Origin of the sequence: Paenibacillus sp. FSL R7-0312, from assembly GCF_038004445.1 — a bacterium.
GTDB lineage: Bacteria > Bacillota > Bacilli > Paenibacillales > Paenibacillaceae > Paenibacillus_AQ.
Map to the genome: position 1 here is coordinate 1,727,606 of NZ_JBBORE010000001.1, position 19,915 is coordinate 1,747,520.

15 protein-coding genes and 1 pseudogene are annotated in these 19,915 nt (G+C 52.0%); 8 read left to right on the forward strand and 8 right to left on the reverse strand.

Features of this window, described 5'->3' with window-relative positions:
- The first annotated feature begins 131 nt into the window (after window positions 1-131).
- Window positions 132-767 carry a TVP38/TMEM64 family protein gene (locus MKX70_RS07520; protein WP_042240488.1) on the forward strand — a complete coding sequence of 212 codons (636 nt, stop codon included), beginning with the start codon at window positions 132-134 and terminating at the stop codon, window positions 765-767.
- On the opposite strand, the gene MKX70_RS07525 is transcribed toward MKX70_RS07520, so the two are convergent.
- Together MKX70_RS07525 and MKX70_RS07530 are read right to left on the reverse strand one after the other, a co-directional pair.
- Window positions 753-2,264: an aminotransferase class V-fold PLP-dependent enzyme gene (locus MKX70_RS07525; protein WP_340839806.1), complete on the reverse strand. Its 1,512-nt coding sequence runs from the start codon at window positions 2,262-2,264 to the stop codon at window positions 753-755. The two genes, MKX70_RS07520 and MKX70_RS07525, sit on opposite strands and share 15 nt — an antisense overlap.
- A gap of 169 nt (window positions 2,265-2,433) precedes the next feature.
- The gene (locus tag MKX70_RS07530; protein ID WP_042140320.1) at window positions 2,434-2,910 is read right to left on the reverse strand and encodes a DsrE/DsrF/DrsH-like family protein; all 477 of its coding nucleotides are present in this window, start codon (window positions 2,908-2,910) and stop codon (window positions 2,434-2,436) included.
- Window positions 2,911-3,150: 240 nt separating this feature from the next.
- Between MKX70_RS07530 and MKX70_RS07535 the strand changes: the two genes are divergently transcribed.
- Window positions 3,151-4,251: a GGDEF domain-containing protein gene (locus MKX70_RS07535; RefSeq protein ID WP_340839807.1), complete on the forward strand. Its 1,101-nt coding sequence runs from the start codon at window positions 3,151-3,153 to the stop codon at window positions 4,249-4,251.
- A gap of 150 nt (window positions 4,252-4,401) precedes the next feature.
- Here the strand turns inward: MKX70_RS07535 and MKX70_RS07540 are convergent.
- From MKX70_RS07540 to MKX70_RS07565, 6 genes and pseudogenes are all read right to left on the reverse strand, one after another.
- Window positions 4,402-5,670 (reverse strand): annotated as a pseudogene (locus tag MKX70_RS07540) (IS1182 family transposase); the annotation flags it as partial.
- Window positions 5,671-5,992: 322 nt separating this feature from the next.
- Window positions 5,993-6,877 (reverse strand): AraC family transcriptional regulator, encoded by an 885-nt coding sequence (locus MKX70_RS07545; RefSeq protein WP_340839808.1) that lies wholly within the window; start codon window positions 6,875-6,877, stop codon window positions 5,993-5,995.
- Between the two features lie 162 nt (window positions 6,878-7,039).
- The gene (locus MKX70_RS07550) at window positions 7,040-7,363 is read right to left on the reverse strand and encodes a hypothetical protein (protein ID WP_042240478.1); all 324 of its coding nucleotides are present in this window, start codon (window positions 7,361-7,363) and stop codon (window positions 7,040-7,042) included.
- A gap of 65 nt (window positions 7,364-7,428) precedes the next feature.
- On the reverse strand, window positions 7,429-9,573 hold the full coding sequence (locus MKX70_RS07555; RefSeq protein WP_052416779.1) for a putative bifunctional diguanylate cyclase/phosphodiesterase: 2,145 nt from the start codon (window positions 9,571-9,573) through the stop codon (window positions 7,429-7,431).
- A gap of 256 nt (window positions 9,574-9,829) precedes the next feature.
- On the reverse strand, window positions 9,830-10,453 hold the full coding sequence (locus tag MKX70_RS07560; RefSeq protein WP_039305570.1) for an acetate uptake transporter: 624 nt from the start codon (window positions 10,451-10,453) through the stop codon (window positions 9,830-9,832).
- Between the two features lie 120 nt (window positions 10,454-10,573).
- Window positions 10,574-12,940 (reverse strand): bifunctional diguanylate cyclase/phosphodiesterase, encoded by a 2,367-nt coding sequence (locus MKX70_RS07565; protein WP_052416778.1) that lies wholly within the window; start codon window positions 12,938-12,940, stop codon window positions 10,574-10,576.
- A gap of 172 nt (window positions 12,941-13,112) precedes the next feature.
- Between MKX70_RS07565 and MKX70_RS07570 the strand changes: the two genes are divergently transcribed.
- From MKX70_RS07570 to MKX70_RS07595, 6 genes are all read left to right on the forward strand, one after another.
- Complete coding sequence (locus MKX70_RS07570) at window positions 13,113-14,033, forward strand: prenyltransferase (RefSeq protein WP_231637741.1); 921 nt, start codon at window positions 13,113-13,115, stop codon at window positions 14,031-14,033.
- Between the two features lie 38 nt (window positions 14,034-14,071).
- Window positions 14,072-14,845, forward strand: coding sequence for a DUF6081 family protein (locus MKX70_RS07575; protein ID WP_042140312.1), 774 nt, complete (start codon window positions 14,072-14,074; stop codon window positions 14,843-14,845).
- 33 nt (window positions 14,846-14,878) lie between these two features.
- Window positions 14,879-15,838, forward strand: coding sequence for a 1,4-dihydroxy-2-naphthoate polyprenyltransferase (locus MKX70_RS07580; protein WP_042240474.1), 960 nt, complete (start codon window positions 14,879-14,881; stop codon window positions 15,836-15,838).
- Window positions 15,839-15,912: 74 nt separating this feature from the next.
- Window positions 15,913-16,911: a Gfo/Idh/MocA family protein gene (locus tag MKX70_RS07585; RefSeq protein ID WP_042240470.1), complete on the forward strand. Its 999-nt coding sequence runs from the start codon at window positions 15,913-15,915 to the stop codon at window positions 16,909-16,911.
- A 372-nt stretch (window positions 16,912-17,283) separates the two neighbouring features.
- Window positions 17,284-18,039, forward strand: coding sequence for an ABC transporter ATP-binding protein (locus MKX70_RS07590; protein ID WP_231637931.1), 756 nt, complete (start codon window positions 17,284-17,286; stop codon window positions 18,037-18,039).
- The gene (locus MKX70_RS07595; protein ID WP_042240464.1) at window positions 18,032-19,696 is read left to right on the forward strand and encodes a hypothetical protein; all 1,665 of its coding nucleotides are present in this window, start codon (window positions 18,032-18,034) and stop codon (window positions 19,694-19,696) included. Before MKX70_RS07590 ends, MKX70_RS07595 begins: the two co-directional genes overlap by 8 nt.
- Window positions 19,697-19,915 lie beyond the last annotated feature (219 nt).

Genomic DNA, 19,915 nt, shown 5'->3' on the forward strand with positions numbered 1-19,915 from the left:
TCCCCGGCAGCTTATGCTTGTCTAGTCAGTTGACGTTTTAGCGTCAGGCGGACAGAAGTATTGTATAATTGAAACTCAATGCTATGTATAACTTGCAACTATTCCAGAATGTAATGAGGAGAGCTGAGTAAATGTTCTTTTTAGATATAATGTCATGGCTGACCGAGGAGCGGCTGCGGACTCTGCTGGAGCAGTACCGCTCGCTCGGGCCGCTGCCCGGAGTGGGTCTTACCTTCATGAAATCATTCGTGCCGCCGCTGCCGACCATCGCGATTGTGGGGCTTAACGGAGCAGTATACGGCTTATGGCTCGGGTTCCTGTATTCCTGGATCGGTCTTGTAGCGGGGTGTGTAACTACCTTCCTGATTATCCGTAAAATCGGCAGCCACCGCTACCTGCGCAAATGGGCCGAGCGGCCCAAGGTCGCCAAAAGCATGACCTGGGTCCGCCAGAGCGGGTTCAGCTATGTTTTTCTGCTCAGTCTGTTTCCGGTAGGGCCATTCGTAGTCATCAATATGGCTGCCGGGCTTGCTGCCATGCGTCTTCGCTCCTATCTGATTGCCCTCTGCGCCGGCAAAGCCATTATGGTATTCGCGGTCTCCTACATCGGCAATGATGTGGACCGGTTCATCCGTCATCCGGGAGAGATGGTCTACGTGCTGCTGTTTATCGGGGTGTCGCTGTGGGGGGTTAAGGCGATTGAGTCCAGATTCGCCCGGATGGCCCGGGAACGGGAATCAAGCAGCAAACCGCTACAGAGAGAATAATTCGCGGATCTCGCCGCCAGGTTCCCTGGTATCCCCGGAGTGAAGCCAGCTGTTGGTGGCAGGATTATAGCGGTAGTCGCTGCTCCATTCGCCGATGCGGCTGACGATGGAACGGACGGCGAAGGCCATATGCTCCACCTCCCGGTCAGTCATGACCGGGTGCAGGGACAGGCGGACCCAGCCCGGCTTCAGTGACTGGTCACCGGCGAGGATCGCCTGGATGAACGCCTGCGAATCCGCAGGGTCCAGCCCGAGCAGCTGATGGCCGTACGGGCCGGCGCAGGAGCAGCCTCCGCGCGCTTGAATACCGAAGCGGTCATTCAGCAGGCGGACGGCGAGATTGTAGTGGATCTCCTTCAGCGTGAAGGAGATGATCCCGTGGCGCTCAGCTTGCGCGCCTGCTAGTACAGAGCAGCCAGGAATCTGCGCAAGCTCCGCGAGCAGCTTCCGGCATAGCTCCTGCTCCCGGACGACCATATATTGTCCGGGTCCATTCATCTGATCCTTCAGTCTGATGCACAGCGCTGTGCGGATAGCCTGAAGGAAACCGGGGGTGCCTCCGTCTTCGCGCACCTCCACGTCAGCAATATAGCGCCGCCCGCCCCAGCGGTTGACCCATACCACGGTGCCACCGCCGGGTTCATCCGGCACACTGCCGGTGCTAAGTGCGGAATCAAACAGCAACACTCCGCCTGTTCCGGGGCCGCCGAGGAATTTGTGCGGAGAGAAGAAGATGGCATCCAGCTTCTCCTGAGGAGATACGGGATGCATGTCAATCCGTTCATAAGGTGCGCTCGCGGCAAAATCGACAAAGCAAACCCCGCCATGCCGGTGCATGAGCGCGGCAAGCTGATGGTAGGGTGTCTGGATGCCGGTCACATTGGAGCAGGCGGTGAAAGAGCCGATTTTGAAGCGGCGGTTCCGGTAGCGGAGCAGTAGCTCCTCTAACTGCTGAAGGTCAACCTGCCCGCCCGGCCCGGATGGAACGGTGACCACATCGCCGATGCCTTCCTGCCAGGGCAGCAGATTGGAATGATGCTCCATATGACTGACGAAGATAACCGGGCGTTCCTCCGGCGGGCAGACGTAGTTCTGCTGCAGCCATTCCGGCAGCTTCAGGCCCATGAGCCGCTGCAGCTTGTTCACCGCTCCGGTAGTGCCGTTGCCGCAGAAGAGCAGCACATCTCCGGGACCGGCATTCACATGCTGCCGGATGATCTGCCGGGCTTCATTATAAGCCAGGGTCATCGTTAGCCCTGTAGTATTGGAATCGGTATGCGGATTGCTGACATAGGGGCCGAAGCTCTCCTGCATTCTGCGCTCGATCGGCTCGTAGAGCCGACCGCTGGCCGTCCAGTCGGCATACAGCAGCGGCTGGCGGCCGTACGGGGTAGTAATCATATGACGGTTTCCTATGGTATGCTCGCGAAAAGCCGCGAAATGCTCCTGCAATGATGGCGGCGCCTCTGCTGCACCGGCGTGACGGATACTCAGCACGGATAATCCCTCCAGACAATGAATCTGTGGTCGCGGATACGGAAGGGGACCGTCCTTGGAGGGATGGCGGTACCGCCCTAATATAACGACGGCAAATCCGTTTCCGCTTGCCCTCAGTATATGCCCGTGCCCGGAATTAGGTTAAAGCCCATGCCGGACCTAATGCTGCTTAGATGAAAAGCTGAATATCACTTTCCAGCGCGTCCTTCAGGTACGCGGCAGCATCGATAATCTCCACCTCAGGCAGAAGCTCCTCGGGCTTGAAGCCCATAATTTCCACCGAGAGCTTGCAGGCATAGAACTTGATGTTCTTTTTGCGCGCCCCCTTAAGGAAGTGAATCAGCTTCGGTGCCCCTTGATCCTCAATCATCTCCTCCAGCATCAGCTTGCCTAGGCCGCTGAAGTTCATCCGCGAGAGCGGCAGCTGCTCCGGCCCTTTGGGCGTAATAACATCCATCAGCTTCTCGTAGATACTCTTGTCCTCCAGCGTCATTGTCTCCGGGTCCCGGATGAGGAACAGCCCCCAGAATGAGAAGAACATCGTAACCTCTACCTCAATATCCCTAGCGGCATTCGCCAGAATCAGCCCCGCCATGGCTTTGTCATATTCTCCGCTGAACATCAGCAGATTTAATTTTTTACCCATACGTTAACCCTCCATTAGTATTCATAGAATGTCATTAGTATGGTTGTACGGAGGTAAAGTATGCCTGCTGAACGTAAAGTGGTAATTAATGTAATTTAAAGCAGTGACGTGTATAGTTCAATTCCAGAATGAAAGGAAATGATGGGAAACTGCCGGAGATGGAGATATAATCAAGGAAAGCTGCAACAGGAGACGGAATTCAGTGAATATGGATACGGACGGGCAGGTGGGGGCAAAGATATGACCGATACTATTGTTGGGAATACCCTTGGTATATTTTCCTTATGCTTGACTATCAGTTTTGCCACAAAAAACATCGTCGTTAACCGTCAGAAGAATAACCTTTATTTGTGTGCGGCGGTTACGACGATTTGTTTGCTGCTGCTTGAGACTGCAACGGTCTATCTGGAGAATAACAGGAGTGCAAGCTATGTAATCCTCTACCGGATGATCAACAGCCTGGGCTTTTCACTCAGTCCCCTTGTACCCTTTTTTTTGCTGTGTTTGAATAGCATCGGCAAGAGTAGCACCCTTAAAGCTCTGCTGTTGCGGATACCGCTCCTTATCAATGCTGTAGTCTGTGTACTGAGCTGCTGGACGGGTTGGGTTTATTATGTAGATGCTGCAGGCCATTATACGCGAGGAGACCTCTTTCTGTTGCCGGCAATCGTAAGTATGTATTACATCATTGGCCTCATCGCAGCTATTCTGAGAACCAATGCAGAATACGAATGGGAGAATAACAAGGTTTTGCTGCTCATTTTGCTCGTACCCGTCTTATGCATGGTGATTCAGATTATTTATACCGGTTTCATCATTATCTGGGCGAGTGTCGCGATATCCCTGTTGATGTACTATATCTATCTGCGTGAGCTGCAGTTTACTTATGATGCACCTACGCTGATTAAGAACCGTTCTGCTTTTGAAAAGGATATGGAGCATAGCGGGAAGGCCAGCGAGCAAGTGGTGGTCGTAGTGATTGATCTAAATCACTTAAAGACAATCAATGACTGCTTTGGACATACTGCTGGAGATGAAGCCATTGTGGATTGTGCTAACGTGATTAAACAGAGCTTCAAAGGAATCGGCAGACCCTTCAGAATCGGCGGTGATGAGTTTTGTGTGCTGTGCAAGGACATGCCGGTGGAGGCCGTGGACAAGGCTTTATATCAAATGGATCACGCAGCAAAGGATATCAACCGGAACCGGAGATTTCCTCTTGTGCTTGCGTACGGCTACTCCGTTTTTCATACAAGGGGCCGGGAGGATATTCATACAGTATTCACTTATGCTGACCGGGCAATGTATGAGCATAAGGCTAGACTCAAGAGGGATGTGTAGGATCGCCTGGCAACAGCGGGGGGAGCTGCCGGAAGTATTTATAAATGGGGAAAAGAGGGGCTGTCCCATAAGTGGATTTTTTACGAGCAGAGACAGACCCTTCCTCTTTTTCAAAAACCCAATAAAGTCAACAGAGCAGCGATCCTCCCGTTATTGGAGGATCGCTGCTCTGCGTTTTTTGTCATTGGCAGCTTGCATCAGCAGATTATGGGCAAGAGAAAGCCTCCCGACTTCAAGCGTCACTTTTTCCATGCCGCGAAGCAGAAACCTTCGGAAGCCACGGTTGTTCTTCAGTTGTCCAAACACGCTTTCTGGTTCTGTTATTCGGCGGATGGCCAAGGCGTAACCTTCTTCACTCCGTAGAATCTCCCGAGCCTGACTCTGGTGCCGCAGTCGTTCCAAACTGACGACTACTTCTCGATTTCCTTCGGATTTCGTACATCGTTCCTTCAGTGGGCAGTTCTCGCAGCTCTGGCTACGGTAATGACGTTTTCGAATCTTATATTCATTCTTGAGCGTTTCCTTGCTTTCATTGCGGAAATGTAGCGTTTGTCCGGCAGGGCAGGTCCATGTATCTTTGGTTTCGTCATACGTCCATTTCTCTATCTTTCCGTCGTTCTCTTTCCACGCTTTGCTTTTTTCTTTGTGGTAACTGCCGTATTTGACCACAGCCTTCACGTGTTCGTTTTCCAAATACGCATAGTTCTCTTCACTACCGTAGCCGGCATCCGCAATCACCGCCTGCGGAAGTCTCCCCAGGATCTGCCATACCTTTTCCATGTGTGGTTGTAGACAACGGGTATCGGTCGGTCTTTGGTGTAAACTATACGCCAAAATAAACTGGTTTTCGGTTCCAATCTGTACATTGTAGCCGAGTTTGAGTTGAGCGTTTCGCATGTGATCTTCCTTCATCCGCATGAAGGTGGCATCCGGGTCCGTCTTACTAAAGCTGTTTCGGTCCCCGAGCAGGTTTTGGTATTGCTCATATTTCAGCAGTCTCGGTAACAGATCCTTACGGAGCCTCTGAACCGCTTTTTTCATGGGCTTGTCCTTAGGTTTCTCCAGCAGTTGCGACTCTAGCGCATGGGTCATTTGTTCAAGTTTCTCGCTGTCGATCTCGGCGGACTCGCCAAGCTCGCTCAGGTCTTGGCCGCGGTGTTTCTGTTCTTCTTGTTTCTCTGCAGCCTCAATGTTGGCAAACAAGGCATGTACCTTTTCTTGCAGCTTCGCCTTATGTTTACTGACGGCTTTGCCCCACACGAAGGTATAGCGAATCGCATTCGCCTCTATTTTTATGCCATCTACAAAATAATGCTCGAAGGAGATGTATTTCTCGTCCGCCAGAAACTGAAGCACAGCGGTAAAAACCGTTTCAAGGACGTCCTTCATCCGTTGAGAACGAAAGCGGTTGAGCGTGCGGCAAAGTTGGTCCATTGTATATTGAATGTACAAAAGAAACCTCTCCTTTGAAATGGTTGGTCGCACTTCCATTTTACCAAAAGAGTGGTTTCTTTTGCATTTATATAAATATTGTTGTCCATTTCCCGCTTAAACAGCGGAGAGGACGGAACGATTGTGGAAAAGCGATAGCGTTCGCCTTGGTCTCCGGATTTTCACCGCAAAGGGGAATGAAAAAAATCTGGAGAGCACAGCGATTGGAGCAACGGTCCGTTCTCGGAGCGTCCTCACCGAGCGCAAATGTCTATCCAACTCCAAAACAAGGGGCGTGTATCAGCAACACTCAGCTGAAGAACAGACGGCTGTAATTCAGGCTGCTGTTCCCTGAGCGGAAGGCACCTGGTGTCTGGCCGGTAAGCTTATGGAATACCTTAATGAAGTAACTGCCAGAGGAATAGCCGACCTGACCCGCAATGGCTTCGATGCTGCAGTCTGTTGTTCTCAGCAGCTCCACGGCATGCTGAGTGCGGACCCGGTTCAAATAGTCATTGGGGGTAACACCCACTGCCTTGCTGAAGGTCCGCAGCAGATGGAATTTCGAGAGGCCCAGCTTCCCGGCGAGCTGCTCCTGGCCGATCATAGAGCAGTAATTCGCTTCGATGAACCGGACGCATTCCCGGATGGCGGGCGGCCAGCCGGCCGCGTCGCGCGGACCGCCGGAGGTATGCCTGCCGAGCTCCATCATGAATTGATGAAGCAGCGAGGAAGCCGAGTAGGGATCGGTAATCCGTCCGGCGTGGGCTTCACGGACGATATCGCGCAGCATGCGGACCGGCGGGCTTCCGGAATCCAGGGCCGGGGTTGCCCCGATTCTGGATTTGATATCATTCCAGAGCGGCAGCAGCGGCTCCGGCCGGAAGAGCAGGAAATAGAACTCCCACGGCTCCGTGCCGCCGGGATGATAATACCGGTGGCTGCCGGGAATCTCAGCCATGAAGGCCTGTCCGGGGCCGATGCTGAAGCTCTCCCCGTCAAGCTCATAGATCCCGTTTCCCGAAACGGTGTACTGGAAGAGCAGCAGCGGACCATCGCTGCGCTCCAGGCCGTTCCAGTGATACTCCGGGCTCAGCTCAACCGAATGCCCGGCTGCAAAGAGATTCAGCAGCGGCAGCCGGTCCGGCTCACTGAAGCGGAAGCCGTAGATGCCCAGTTCGTTTGTATTGCTCACAGCTCCTCCTCCTTTTTAAAAAAAGCCCCCACGCGGGAGCTTCAAATTCAAATATAAGAATTTATATGTTACACGCTATTAATTATCCTTCTATTTCTCACTGAAACGGATACCGCCCTTCAAAAGGACGGCAAAGCCGTTTCCACTTGAAAGATTAGTATGTTATTCTCTGGTGCTGTCCTGCTGCTCTGCTGCGGACTCAGCCTGACGGGCGTTATCATAACGGCGGGCGGACAGCCAGATGCTTCCGGTAAAGAGCACGATCAGTCCAAGAATAATTCCGAAACGCCAGTCTCCTGCTTTGAAGTTCAACTGGAGGACCGTAAGTACCAATGCGACCTGGGTCCAGACGAGTGTGCGTTTGCGGAAAGCTGTAAGTTCTCCGGCCATCTTCGGCATGCCGCGGATAATGCGGTAGGCAAGTATAGCCAGGATCAGCGCAAATATAACAGTTCCGGCAATTTCGCCGGTAGTCAATCCATTCATGTTCTCATAATCCTTTCGTCTTTCGGGTTAAAATCAGTCTTACCTTTATTATAACGATCCCCCGTTTATGAAGCCAGCTTGCGGATTTCGTCGGCAGGCAGCGGAGGGAAGAACAGGAATCCCTGAATATGCGGGCAATCATGCTTCACCAGGAAGGCGAGCTGCTCCGGTGTCTCTACCCCTTCGGCAATCAGGTCATAGCCAAGCTGCGAGGCGACAAAGACGATGGATTTGATGATGGTCTCGTCAATGGAACTGACACCGATGCCGGTGATGAAGGTACGGTCAATTTTGATTTTGTTCACGGGAAAATGCTTCAGGTAATTCAGTGAGGAATATTTCGTGCCGAAATCGTCAATGGAAACGATGATTCCGTGATCGCGCATCTGCTGCAGCAGCGGATAGTGTTCTTCCAGCAATGCGGTGCTCTCTGTAATCTCGAATTCCAGCACATTGGTATCCAGTCCGTACTGGTCAAGCACGGAGAGCAGATTCTCGATCAGATTGCGGTTGTAGAACCAGCTGTTGGAGATATTAATGGATGTCCGCAGCAGCGGAATCCCCAGTTTTCTCCATTCGCAGAGCTGGCGGCATACCTCGCGCAGCACCCAGTCGGTCAGCTGGATCATCAGTCCGGCTTCTTCCACGGCGGCGATGAAGGTACCCGGTCCGATCAGACCCTTCTCGGGATGGTTCCAGCGGATTAGCGCCTCCATACCGATCATTTTACCTGTGACTGCATTGATCTGCGGCTGATAATACAGCACGAATTCCTCCCGCTCCAGTGCAGAATGCAAATACTTAGCGATCATCGTCTTCTGCTCCAGCTTCTCACGCAGCTCCCAGTCGAAGATGAAGAAGTTGGTGTCTTCCTGTATCTTGGCCTGGTACATGGACATATCCGCGAATTTGAGCAGATCATCTTTATTCTTCGAATGCTCAGGGTACAGGGAGATGCCGATGCTGGTGGACAAGCTGAGATGTGCTCCGGAGATCAGCAGCGTCTGCGAGATTATTAAGCTAATCTGTTCGGCAACTACAGGGATTTGCTCATGCGGCAGGTCAGGGAAGATCATGACGAATTCATCTCCGCCGGTACGCGCGAACAGCTTGAAGGGCAGATCACCGGATTTCAACCGGCCGGCCAGTGTCTTAATCACCTGATCTCCTGTAGAGTGCCCAAGCGTATCATTGATCTCCTTAAACCGGTTCAAGTCGAAAAAGAATAAGCTATAAGTCTGAGTCGGGTCAGAACATTGCAGCAGCCGCTCGAATTCATCCATGAAAAACCGCCGGTTCGGTATCTCTGTCAGACTGTCGTAATGCGCCAGCTTTTCATACAGACGCTTGGAAATACGCAAATCACGGGTCCGGATGCTGACTACCCGCTCCAGCTCACGGTTGAACCGGCTCTGATGCCAGAAGATATAGAGAATGAAGGCAATCACAAGCAGGAAGGCAATATCGATCCACAGTACGCTGCGGAACACTTGCCATTTCTTGTAGGTGGGCAGGGAAATCCCCATCAGCCAATGCTGATTATAGGCCTGAACAGGAACGGTAAGCTGCAGTTCATCTGCATGGGATTCATTGCCAAAGAGGAACGTGTGGTCCTCGGCTGTAACATATATATTGCTGTCCTCGAGCGCAAGCTGGTTCACAATGTTATCAATCTTCACTGTAACCGAGACGATGCCCTGGAAAGAGTTGTCTTTGTAAATTGCTTGCCGGATTACCATTCCATAGCCGCCTTGGGCTAGTGTACGGGGCCCGTCTACCGTAATGCCGCGGGAGCGTATCGTTTCTTGGATCATGCCGGGGGAGGCCAGGGAGGCATCCAGCAGCAGGCTTTTGCCCAGAATCGCTGTATTGCCTTCAAGAGGGTAGAGGTAGCGGATAAGACCGTCAGGAGCGATCATAATGTTCGTGACATAGCTTGAGTTGTTGTTGTGTGCCGTTACCAGATAGTTATTAATGAGTGCGGGATCAGCATCGAAGCCGACCGTTTGAATAAAGGAACTTACGCCTTTGACAATTGCCACTCTCTCCTCAATATTTGAGGTCAGCATGACTGCCTGTGAGGACAGATCGGCCTTCTCAGCCCTGTATTCCCGGTTCACGGACAAGGAATAATAATAGAACAGCGAGAGCTGCAGGACGACTAAGAAGCCGACAATAATCGTTAAAGGCTTTTTATTAATGAAAGCCATGGATTGCCTCCGATACCCGAAAGATTAAAGCAGTAGATTTGCTATTCATAAAAAGCGGTTCCTGCACCGCAGAAAAATGTCGAGATATGTCGTAGGTGTCTCTATAGCATGTCATTTTTATCGTCTTTGCGCAAGGAAAAACCTAACAAACAGCCGTGTAAATTCAAAACGGATAAACACCTTCTGCCTGGGGCAGCAAGTATTTATCCGTTGCTCTTAAGATTGGAGCCCAAGTAGCTTGAGCCTGAACCTGTAATTATTTCTTGAAGATGCCCAGCGGTGCGCCGATCGGCAGGAAAGTACGTCCGAAATGAGCATTGAGCACAGATGCGCCGCAGCCGTAGAGGGATACAATTCCGATAGCCATTTCCGCAACGGCAGCCAGCTTGTGGAAGAATTCCGCAGCGACTCCGAAGGAATCCATAGCGAGGCCGAGGAACAGGAAGTCGATGAGAATGAAGATGACCAGCAGGACGCGGTTCGCTTCAACAGCGCCGAGCGTCATGAACAGGGTGAACACAAGATATCCTACAAAAACAAATCCGAGCTGCTTGGGATCAACGCCTTCTGCCAGCACCGTACCGAATACCCCGAGCTTGATCAGCCAGCTTGCGCCCATGCCGAACCAGAAGAATGCATAGGCACCAAAAGCGGTCATGCCAAAGGTGTTGTTGTGCTTGGCATCCTGAATGGATGCGAACAGCTGGGCGAAGGCTCCGAGGAAGATAGCCCATGGAATAGCGTAGCTTAGACCTGTTGTGATTTCGAGCTTTTGTGAAGAAGCGACCAAGGTGACGATAGCCAATCCGAACAAGCCGATGGCGCTGGGGTCGGCGGTGACGATTTTGACGGATTGAGTTGTTTGCGGTTGCGCTGACATAACAATTAAAGCCTCCAATTTTCATAATTGTTCGCATAGGATAACAGCACCCGGAGCGGGTGCTGTTATCAGCTTGCCTATCATATCATATACCCGGTAGCTTGCCTATAAAATTACTGCTTATTTTGACTCCGAAAAGTAATTTTTCTGCGCCAAAAAAGAATAAAGCGCCGTGACCTGAAGAGGCCTGCTGATATAGTATCCCTGCAGCTCGTCACTGCCCAGCTCGCGCAGCATGTCGAACTGCTCCTTATGCTCTATACCTTCGGAGACTACCCGCAGCCCGAGGTTATGGCTTAGCTCAATAATTGCCTTGACGAGCACATCACCCGGCGGGGCCGGAGACATCTCGGAAACGAATGAACGGTCAATCTTAATCACATCGACAGGGAAGCGGCGAAGATAGCTTAAGGAAGAGAAACCTGTGCCGAAATCATCAAGCGAGATCCGGAAGCCGTGGGCTCTAAGCTGCTGCAGCGACCGGAAGATGCTGTCCCCGGAGACCAGAACGCTCTCTGTAATCTCCAGCTCCAGACTTGACGCAGGCAGCTCATACTCATGAAGCAGATCGAGCAGCAGTTCAAGAAGACCGGGCTGCATCAGCTGCAGAGCAGAGATATTGACTGCGGCGGTGACTTCCAGGCCCCGGCTGCGGAATTCACGCATATCGGAGCAGACCTGCCGCAGTACCCAGCCGCCAATGCCGACAATCGAGCCGCTGCTCTCCGCCAGCGGGATGAACTCGGCCGGTGAGATGCTTCCGTAGCTCGGACTGGTCCAGCGCAGCAGTGCCTCCACCTTCGATACCTGCAAAGTACCTGCACCAAGGATAGGCTGATAATGCACCTCGAACTCGTTCGCCACTGCGGCTGAGAGCAACTGCTGGGCCAGGACCTTCTTGCGCCGGATCCCTGCCTCAAGACCCTCTGAATACAGAAAGATGTTATTGCGGCCTGTCTCCTTGACATGGAACATGGCCAGATCAGCCTGTTTGACCAGATAATCGGCATCTTCACCGTTCTGCGGATAAATGCTGATACCGATACTGGCCGTATTATATAGAAGATGTCCCTTAATATGGTGCGGCATGGAGAGGGCCGCCTGAATCTGCGACAGCTGCGTATGAATGCTCCCGGCATCGGCGATATCGGAGAGCAGTATGGTGAATTCGTCCCCGCCAAGCCGGGAGACCACATCGTGTTTGCCGACAACCTGTGAGATCCGGAAGGCCGTCTCCTTCAGGATGGCATCCCCGAAATCATGGCCCAGAGTGTCGTTCACCGTCTTGAAATGATCCAGATCAATAAATACCAGGGCAATCTGCCGGTTGATTGCTTTGGCCCCGGCGATGGCTTCATTCAGCTTGGCAAAAAAGAGTGAGCGGTTAGGCAACTGGGTCAACGGGTCCAGCAGGGATTGCTGCCGCAGCTCGTCCTGCACCTGTTCAAGTGAATCGATCATCCGGTTGAATTCAACCTCCACTTCGCCGAATTCATCCCGCCCGGTGCTGGGAATCCGGATAGACAGATCCTTGCTGCTGCCGATAGCGCGGATATTTCTTATCAGCGATGACATCCGGTTCAGAATAAACCGGTTGACGAATAGCATGCTTGCGGCAAGCAGCAGCAGCATGGAGATGAAATAGAGCCTGCAGAAGGTGCCTATGGACTTCAGTCCGCTATTGTAGAGCTGCCGGGGCTCCTTCAGGGAGATGATCAGGCCCGGATCACCGAACAAATCATTCACCGCCGTATGAATCGACATCATATCGTCCGAGACCAGGCGGGTCCAGGTCGGCTGGCCTCCGCTCTCCGCAAGCATCGCAGAGGTGGCGCGGGACACATGAATAGTTGAGAGGGTGTCCTTCCAGATATGCGTATTCTCTTCCGGGTGTAGCATTCTTCCGGCAACGGCCGTTCCAATCACTGCCTTGTCACTGCTGCTGCCGGCAATGGGCGTGAGCGTAATCAGCATAGGACCCTTATCCAGAATAACAACGCCGCTCCTGCTCTCTTCGGTTCCGGTGAAAGCAGGCAGACGGCTGTGGATCAGCTTGAAAAGAGTGAGCTGTTCCTGTGTCAAGGGGGTAACACTTCCTAATGCCAGATCGTAGGAGCCGCCGTATATTGGACTGCCGTTCAAATCCAGCAGGGCGATCATATCGAAACGGTTGATTTCATAGGTGGTCTGATCTAAGCTGCTGGGGGTGGGGGCAATACTGCCGGATAAGGCCGGGCCGTTATTTCTTACGGATTCCATGAACCTGTAGGTTTCTTCCCCCACGGAGTAATTTAGTAGTCCGGTCTTCATGTCCTGCAGTTCTTCATTATAGGAAGCCACAGCTTTGTTCAAGTTGCGCTGCAGCTGCGCCTCGTCCAGCTTCTCGAAACGGTTAAGCAGAATCATGTGAAGAAGCAGGTAGGTAGTGCCTATTCCGAGTACGGCTACAAAGCCAATGAAGATCATTATTTTTTTGCGGAGTTTCATGGTGTTCCCCTTTAATATTTTAGACTTAATAGGAAATAAGTACCATCTATAATAGTGTACCACGATTAGGGAATATTTTGCAGCGTAAATCTCCCCAAAGTGTCGAAATTTGATGTATAATAATTTAATGATAATTATTATCAAATAATAATTGAAGGAGATAATCCTTGGCATGATGGAAAAATGGACGATATTTAAGAAAGCCTCACGGTTTGGAGTTATTCCCGTTATGCTTATACCTGTTGTCTTGGGAACGGTCGGGGCATATGTATGGCAGGGAGTATTCCATCCGTTTTTGTTTGTTATAACCTTTGTCGGAGCGGCTGCGGCACACTTATTCTCCAACATGGTGAATGATTTATGGGACTTCCGCAACGGAACCGACACGGAGGCGCATAATACACCTGAGGCCATTTCTACGAATTCCGGTTTCTTGTCCGGAGGAATGATGCGGGAGTCGCTATTTGCGCTTCTGACCTGGGGTCTGCTGGCCGTTGCAGTCGCCTGCGGATTACTGCTTAGCTTGTACAGCGGCTGGGAGATACTATGGTTTGTCGCCGGCGGTGCACTGATCGCTTATTTCTACGTCGCGCCGCCGCTGCGTTTCGGCTACCGCGGCAAGGGCTACAGTGAGCTTGCTATCTTCCTTGCGTTCGGATTGATGCCTGTTCTGGGCGCCTATTTCGTTCAGACCGGGGAATTCAGCCTGAAGCCTGTCCTGCTGTCTCTGCCGATCGGGCTTCTGACAACGCTGCTGCTGTTCAACCACCACTTCCTGCACTGGAGAGCTGACCAGCAGGCCGGCAAGCGTACGCTTGTTGTAGTATGGGGCGAACGCAGAGCATTGATTTTCTCTCATGTGCTGCTCTATACCTCATATGCATCCCTTATTGTTTGTGTACTGCTTGATGTACTGCCGGTGTATGCGCTGCTCGCCTTGCTGACGGCCATTACACCGGTGCATGTCTACCGCAACCTGCAGCCGCAGAATGCATCTGCCGCTTATCTGCCGCTCATGGGCGCCTCACAGCGGGCCTCTGTGCGCTGCGGGTTAATCATGGCGGTGGCACTGCTCATTCAGGGACTGGTCTGAACCGGGAATTTACTACATTACAGAAAGCGGGAAAACCCATGGACAAGAACAAACCAATTAGTGAAGAAGTGCAACCGGCTGAGGTTAAACAAACTGTAATCGGAGATTTTCATACCATTCTGACTGAGGGTAAGGTCTGGAGAACCGGCGGCTTCACGCTGCCTGACGGCTCGTTCTGGGCTTACCGTGAACCGGAAGCTGTAGTGATTGTACGTAATGGATATCTGTATGTGCGGGCTCAGCTGAGTCGCCAGAACGACCATGTGCAGATTCTTGATAACGCCAAGCATATGTATTATTCGGCCCAGCCGGTAGAAGTGCCTGAAGAGGGGGAAATCAGCTTCGAGCTGCAGATCCGTGCCCGTACGCAGGGGACAGCGCCGGGCGATCTGTATGACGGCTATGTTTCGCTGAATTTACTTGATTTCACGACAGGTGCCGCGCTTGATTTCTTCGCCGGCAACGATAAATATGCCAGTGTGTATGGAATTCTGCCGTTTCCGGGTGTAACAGTACCCGAGACCGGAGGAACCAAATACTTCTGCATTTTCACAGAGGATACCGGCTTCAAGGCGCGTGAATTCAATACTTACAAAATCACTTACCACCGGGGTAAAAACGAGGCTGTATTCTTTGTGAACGGTCAAGAGGTGCGCCGCGAGCAGAATGTGCCGGTTAAATTCAACAGCTTCACTATCGCTTTGGGCATTATGACCGAGAAGGATCTGACGCCGGAGGGCAGCGTATCCGCACACGGGCAGACGGTAATTGCAGAATGGTCACCGGTGACCGTTACAACCTCTGCAAAGTAACAGTGCGCATCTAACAGATAAGGATGATTGGCCGTGAATATAAAAATTTTCTTCAAGTTTGTCGAGCTGCCAACGAAGGTAGCCAGTATGCTGCCGCTGCTGCTGGGAACACTCTATGCCTTATACCGGTTCGAGGACTTCTATATCCTGCGCTTCGCGATGATGTTTGTATCGCTCCTCAGCTTCGATATGGCAACAACGGCGATCAATAACTACTATGATTTCAAAAAAGCGGCAAAAACCCACGGCTACGGGTATGAAACCCATAATCCCATCGTCCATTACAAGCTGAAGGAAAGCACGGTGGTGGCGACGATCGTCACCCTCCTTGTACTTGCGGCGGGCGGCGGGATCGCTCTGGTCTCCCAGACGGGACTGATTGTATTTCTGCTCGGCGGATTGTCCTTCCTAATCGGCATCCTGTATTCCTTCGGGCCGATTCCAATCTCGCGGATGCCGCTGGGGGAATTGTTCTCCGGCCTGTTCATGGGTTTCGTCATTATCTTCATCTCGGCATACATTCACTCGGATCAGGCTGTGGTAACCCTCCTGCTTCAGGGGAACTGGATCAGTCTGCACATTAATTTCCTTGAGGTACTGTATCTGTTCTGGTTCTCGGTACCGGCCATCCTCGGAATTGCCGGCATCATGCTGGCTAACAACATCTGCGATATTGAGGATGATATGGATAACCGCAGATATACGCTGCCTGTGTATATCGGACGCAAAAATGCGCTGTTGCTGTTCGAGCTGCTCTACTATGTTTCTTTTATTGATCTGATCGTGCTGGTCCTGCTTGGTGTGCATCCGGTACTGGTGCTTCTGCTCCTGCTGACACTGATTCCGCTGCGCCGCAATATCGCGCGGTTCCAGCAGGAGCAGCATAAAGGTACGACCTTCATTCTGTCCGTCAAGAATTTCATGCTCATGAGCGCGGCAAGAATCATAGTGCTGGGTATAGCTGTTATATGGGTCTCCATATGGCCTGCTTAGAGGTATACCCGATTCTATGATATTGTGTTTATAGGGGATACGCGGAAGAACTTATATAAGGAAGGTGTATAACTATGACACAGAAGCTTCGTTGGGGAATTATGGGCTGCGCGCAGATCGCCACAGGATCAGTAATGCCGGCCATCCAGGAGTCAGAGACCGGAGTGATTACGGCGATCGCCAGCCGGGGGCTTGAGAAGAGCAGCGCTGCTGCGGCCGAGTTCGGTATTGGGAAGGCTTATGGCAGCTATGAAGAACTGCTGGCCGATCCGGATGTCGATGCGGTCTATATTCCGCTACCGAATCATCTGCACTATGAATGGGTGATCCGCGCGGCAGAGGCAGGCAAGCATGTCCTGTGCGAGAAGCCGATTGCCCTGGACAGCCGTGAGGCAACCGGGATGGTGGAGGCTTGCCGGAAGGCGGGAGTTCACTTGGCGGAGGCTTATATGTACCGCCATCATCCGCGGATCACTGAGCTGCAGGAGATCATAGCGGGCGGTGAGATCGGGGAACTGCGTTCCATCCGCGGCACGTTTACCTATAACGGTGTAACGGATACTTCCAATATCCGCTTCAAGTCTGCCTGGGGAGGAGGATCGCTGTATGATGTCGGCTGCTATCCGCTCACAGCGGCGCGGCTGCTGTTCGGTGCAGAGCCGGAGGCCGTAACTGTGCAGGCGCTCTTCTCACCGGAGCATGATAATGTAGACATGATGGCCTCCGGCCTGGTTGAGTTCCCCGGCGGGCGGAGCCTGATCTTCGATTGCGGCATGTGGGCGTATAACCGCCAGCTGCTGGAGGTGCTTGGCACAGAAGGCCGGATCGAAATCCCGATGCCGTTCAACGCCAGGTTCGACGATGCACAGTTCTTCGTGTATGGCAGCAGCGGAGAGCCTCGGCTGGTGGAAGCCTTCGGAGCCAATCCGTACGTGCAGCAGGCGGATCATTTCGCCACAGCGGTCTTCAGCGGCAAGCCCTGGATCGCCGAAGAGGACCCGGTGCTTAATATGAAGCTGATTGAGAGCTGCCTGGAATCTGCCCGGAAACGGGAAAGAATCAGCTTGGTGTAGCCGGCAGGAATCAGCGCTTGCCATTTGCAATCAGGAATAATCATTTTTCCTCAAGAAAAAGGGATACCGCCGCAGGAAGCAGTATCCCTTTTTTGCGTATTTATATAATTACATAAGCAGGCCAATTCATGTATTTTATACAACAATCCTCCGGAACACCACGGTAACACCCAATCAAAGCTGCAATTCGTACAACATTTCTGCCTATGCAGTCATGTGTGTTGCGATAACTCATAGGTAGTAGGTGTTAAAATTTGCTAAAATAGGGACAACAGCTAAAACATAATTTGAAGATGATGGATGTGCATGCCGAAGGGAGAGAGGGTAGTGGGTTATACAGAAGAACCGGTCATTTCAATTGAAGGTCTATGGATGAATTACAGTGACAGAATGGTGCTGCGGGGAATTGACCTGGAGGTATACCGGGGACAGATTATCGGATACATCGGCCCCAATGGCGCCGGCAAAAGTACCACGGTCAAAATCATGCTGGGGCTCGTGGAGGGCTATAGCGGGACGGTGCGCATTTTTGGCAGAGATATCTCAGACGGGGACACGGCCTACAAAAGAAGAATCGGCTATGTGCCGGAGGTGGCGGAGCTATATGACAGCCTGTCTGCCCGGGAATATCTTACTTTTATCGGAGAGCTGTATGGCATGAAGAAGGCGGATGCTGAGCTCAAGGCGGAGAGACTGATGGGCCTGCTGAACCTGGATAAGGCCTACGACATGCGGATTGCCTCCTACTCCAAAGGGATGAAGCAGAAGGTGCTGCTGATTGCCAGCATGCTGCATGACCCGGATATTCTGTTCCTGGATGAGCCGCTCAGCGGTCTGGATGCCAACAGTGTAATGGTGGTGAAGGAGATTTTTGCAACACTTGCGGCAAGGGGCAAAACAATCTTTTATTCGTCGCATATTATGGACGTGGTGGAGAAGATCAGCAGCCGGATTATTCTGCTGGACGGGGGAGATATCGTTGCGGACGGAACCTTCGCGCAGCTGCGGGAGCAGAGCCGGGAGGGCTCGCTTGAGGAGATTTTCAATCAGCTGACCGGATTTGACAAGTACAGGGATATCGCCAGTGAGTTCGTTGCTGTGATTGGAGAGGGTGCGCCGCATGCGTGATTTCTTTGTACTGAAGCTGCTGGACCGGATGCAGTGGATATTTAAGGTCCTCGGAGTCGATTATGCCGTACTGCGCCGCATTCTTCAGGTTAAGCTTACGATGGACGGCCGGCGGACACCAACGATATTCTCCGGATCGCAGGAACCCAAGCTGAATATGGAAGGCTCTCCGTTCCGGGTACAGTGGCTGTATCTGCTGCTCGGGCTGATGCTGATCGCGCTGGTTGTACCTGCAGACAATTATATTCTGACCATGAGCCTGATGTTCAGCATAGTGATGTTCATGATCACAACGACGCTGATATCTGATTTCTCGACAGTCATGCTGGATTTGCGGGACAAAAACATCCTCTTCTCCAAGCCGGTGGACCGCCGGACGCTAAACATGGCCAAAAGCATCCATATTCTGATCTATCTGCTCACGTTAACCCTGACCTTCACCGGCCCCTCGCTTCTGTTCTCGTTATTCCGGCACGGGGCACTGTTCTTCTTCCTGTATGCTGCGGAGATCATTCTGATGGACGGCTTCATTCTGGTGTTTACCGCACTGGTTTATCTGCTGATTTTAAGGTTTTTTGACGGTGAAAAGCTTAAGGACATCATCAATTATGTGCAGATTATTCTGTCCGTTGGTGTAACTGTCGGTGCTCAGCTCGTATCTCGCCTGTTTAATATCACAGAGTTCGGCCTCAGCTTCACTCCTGCGTGGTGGCACTTCGCGCTGCCTCCCGTCTGGTTCGGGGCTCCGTTTGAGCTGCTGGTTGGGGGAGCGGAGGGCAGGCATCTAACTATCCTGGCCGTACTCGCTCTCGCAGCTCCTATCGTGTTGTTTGCAGCCTATATCCGGCTGATGCCGCTGTTTGAACGCAGTCTCCAGAAGCTGGCTGAACAAGGCGCTTCAGGGCAGGGCAACGGGCGGATATCCCGCAGGCTATCAGAGATAACATGCCGGAACAAGGTAGAGGCGATGTTCTTCCGCTTCACCTGGTCGATGATGAAGCACGAGCGCGAATTCAAGCTTAGGGTATATCCAACTGTAGGCTTGTCCCTCGTGCTGCCTTTTATCTTTATCTTCAATCAGGTGTGGAGCGGGGATCTGGCAGCCATCAGAGGCTCCAGATCGTTCCTGTTTATCTATTACAGTGCTCTCCTGATGATGACGGCGGTACAAATGCTCCGCTACTCCACCAGCTATAAAGGCGCATGGATCTATAAAGTAATCCCCCTGCCGGGAACCGCTATGGTGTACCGCGGGATGCTGAAGGCAGTGGTGCTTAAGCTGCTGGTGCCTTTGTTTACTCTGGAGGCAGCTGTGTTCATCGGCTTGTTCGGGTCCAGGATTATTGCTGATATGGCAGCCGTACTGCTTGCGTTGCTGCTGTATTCGGTGCTCTGCTTTCTTCTGTTCCCCAGGGCGCTGCCGTTCTCGGAGAAGTATGAAGCAGCGCGGCGGAAGGAATTCACCGGCAGTGCTTTTGTGCAGCTGTTCGTTCTGGCAGGACTGGCCGGGATACATTATGTATTCACTTTAATTCCTGCGGGAATATACATCTATCTGGTAATTCTGGCAGCTGCAAACGCCTGGATATGGCACCGGGCCTTCCTGCCGGAGGATTCGCGCAGCGGCCGGCTTCCAACCCTTCGGGCGGGGGGCTGAAGCCAAATATGGACATTTTTTGCCGACACTAAAAAAAGGGTCTAAGTTCCAGTATTTACTTAGACAGTCTGCCAAATAAAAGGTAAAATACAGCTAAAGTTATATTTCAGGGATCGCCTATAATCTTTATGCACTCTTCCATTTATCTACTATTCGTATATTGATTTTTAACTTGAGATTAACACTGAAAACGACGATGATAATAAAACCGGTGAAGAG

Excerpts from the sequence above, each read along its gene's own strand:
- MKX70_RS07520 (WP_042240488.1), top strand. The coding sequence starts at position 132 with ATGTTCTTTTTAGATATAATGTCATGGCTGACCGAGGAGCGGCTGCGG.
- MKX70_RS07530 (WP_042140320.1), bottom strand. The coding sequence starts at position 2,910 with ATGGGTAAAAAATTAAATCTGCTGATGTTCAGCGGAGAATATGACAAA.
- MKX70_RS07535 (WP_340839807.1), top strand. The coding sequence starts at position 3,151 with ATGACCGATACTATTGTTGGGAATACCCTTGGTATATTTTCCTTATGC.
- MKX70_RS07550 (WP_042240478.1), bottom strand. The coding sequence starts at position 7,363 with ATGAATGGATTGACTACCGGCGAAATTGCCGGAACTGTTATATTTGCG.
- MKX70_RS07555 (WP_052416779.1), bottom strand. The coding sequence starts at position 9,573 with ATGGCTTTCATTAATAAAAAGCCTTTAACGATTATTGTCGGCTTCTTA.
- MKX70_RS07560 (WP_039305570.1), bottom strand. The coding sequence starts at position 10,453 with ATGTCAGCGCAACCGCAAACAACTCAATCCGTCAAAATCGTCACCGCC.
- MKX70_RS07565 (WP_052416778.1), bottom strand. The coding sequence starts at position 12,940 with ATGAAACTCCGCAAAAAAATAATGATCTTCATTGGCTTTGTAGCCGTA.
- MKX70_RS07570 (WP_231637741.1), top strand. The coding sequence starts at position 13,113 with ATGATGGAAAAATGGACGATATTTAAGAAAGCCTCACGGTTTGGAGTT.
- MKX70_RS07575 (WP_042140312.1), top strand. The coding sequence starts at position 14,072 with ATGGACAAGAACAAACCAATTAGTGAAGAAGTGCAACCGGCTGAGGTT.
- MKX70_RS07585 (WP_042240470.1), top strand. The coding sequence starts at position 15,913 with ATGACACAGAAGCTTCGTTGGGGAATTATGGGCTGCGCGCAGATCGCC.
- MKX70_RS07590 (WP_231637931.1), top strand. The coding sequence starts at position 17,284 with ATGAATTACAGTGACAGAATGGTGCTGCGGGGAATTGACCTGGAGGTA.
- MKX70_RS07595 (WP_042240464.1), top strand. The coding sequence starts at position 18,032 with ATGCGTGATTTCTTTGTACTGAAGCTGCTGGACCGGATGCAGTGGATA.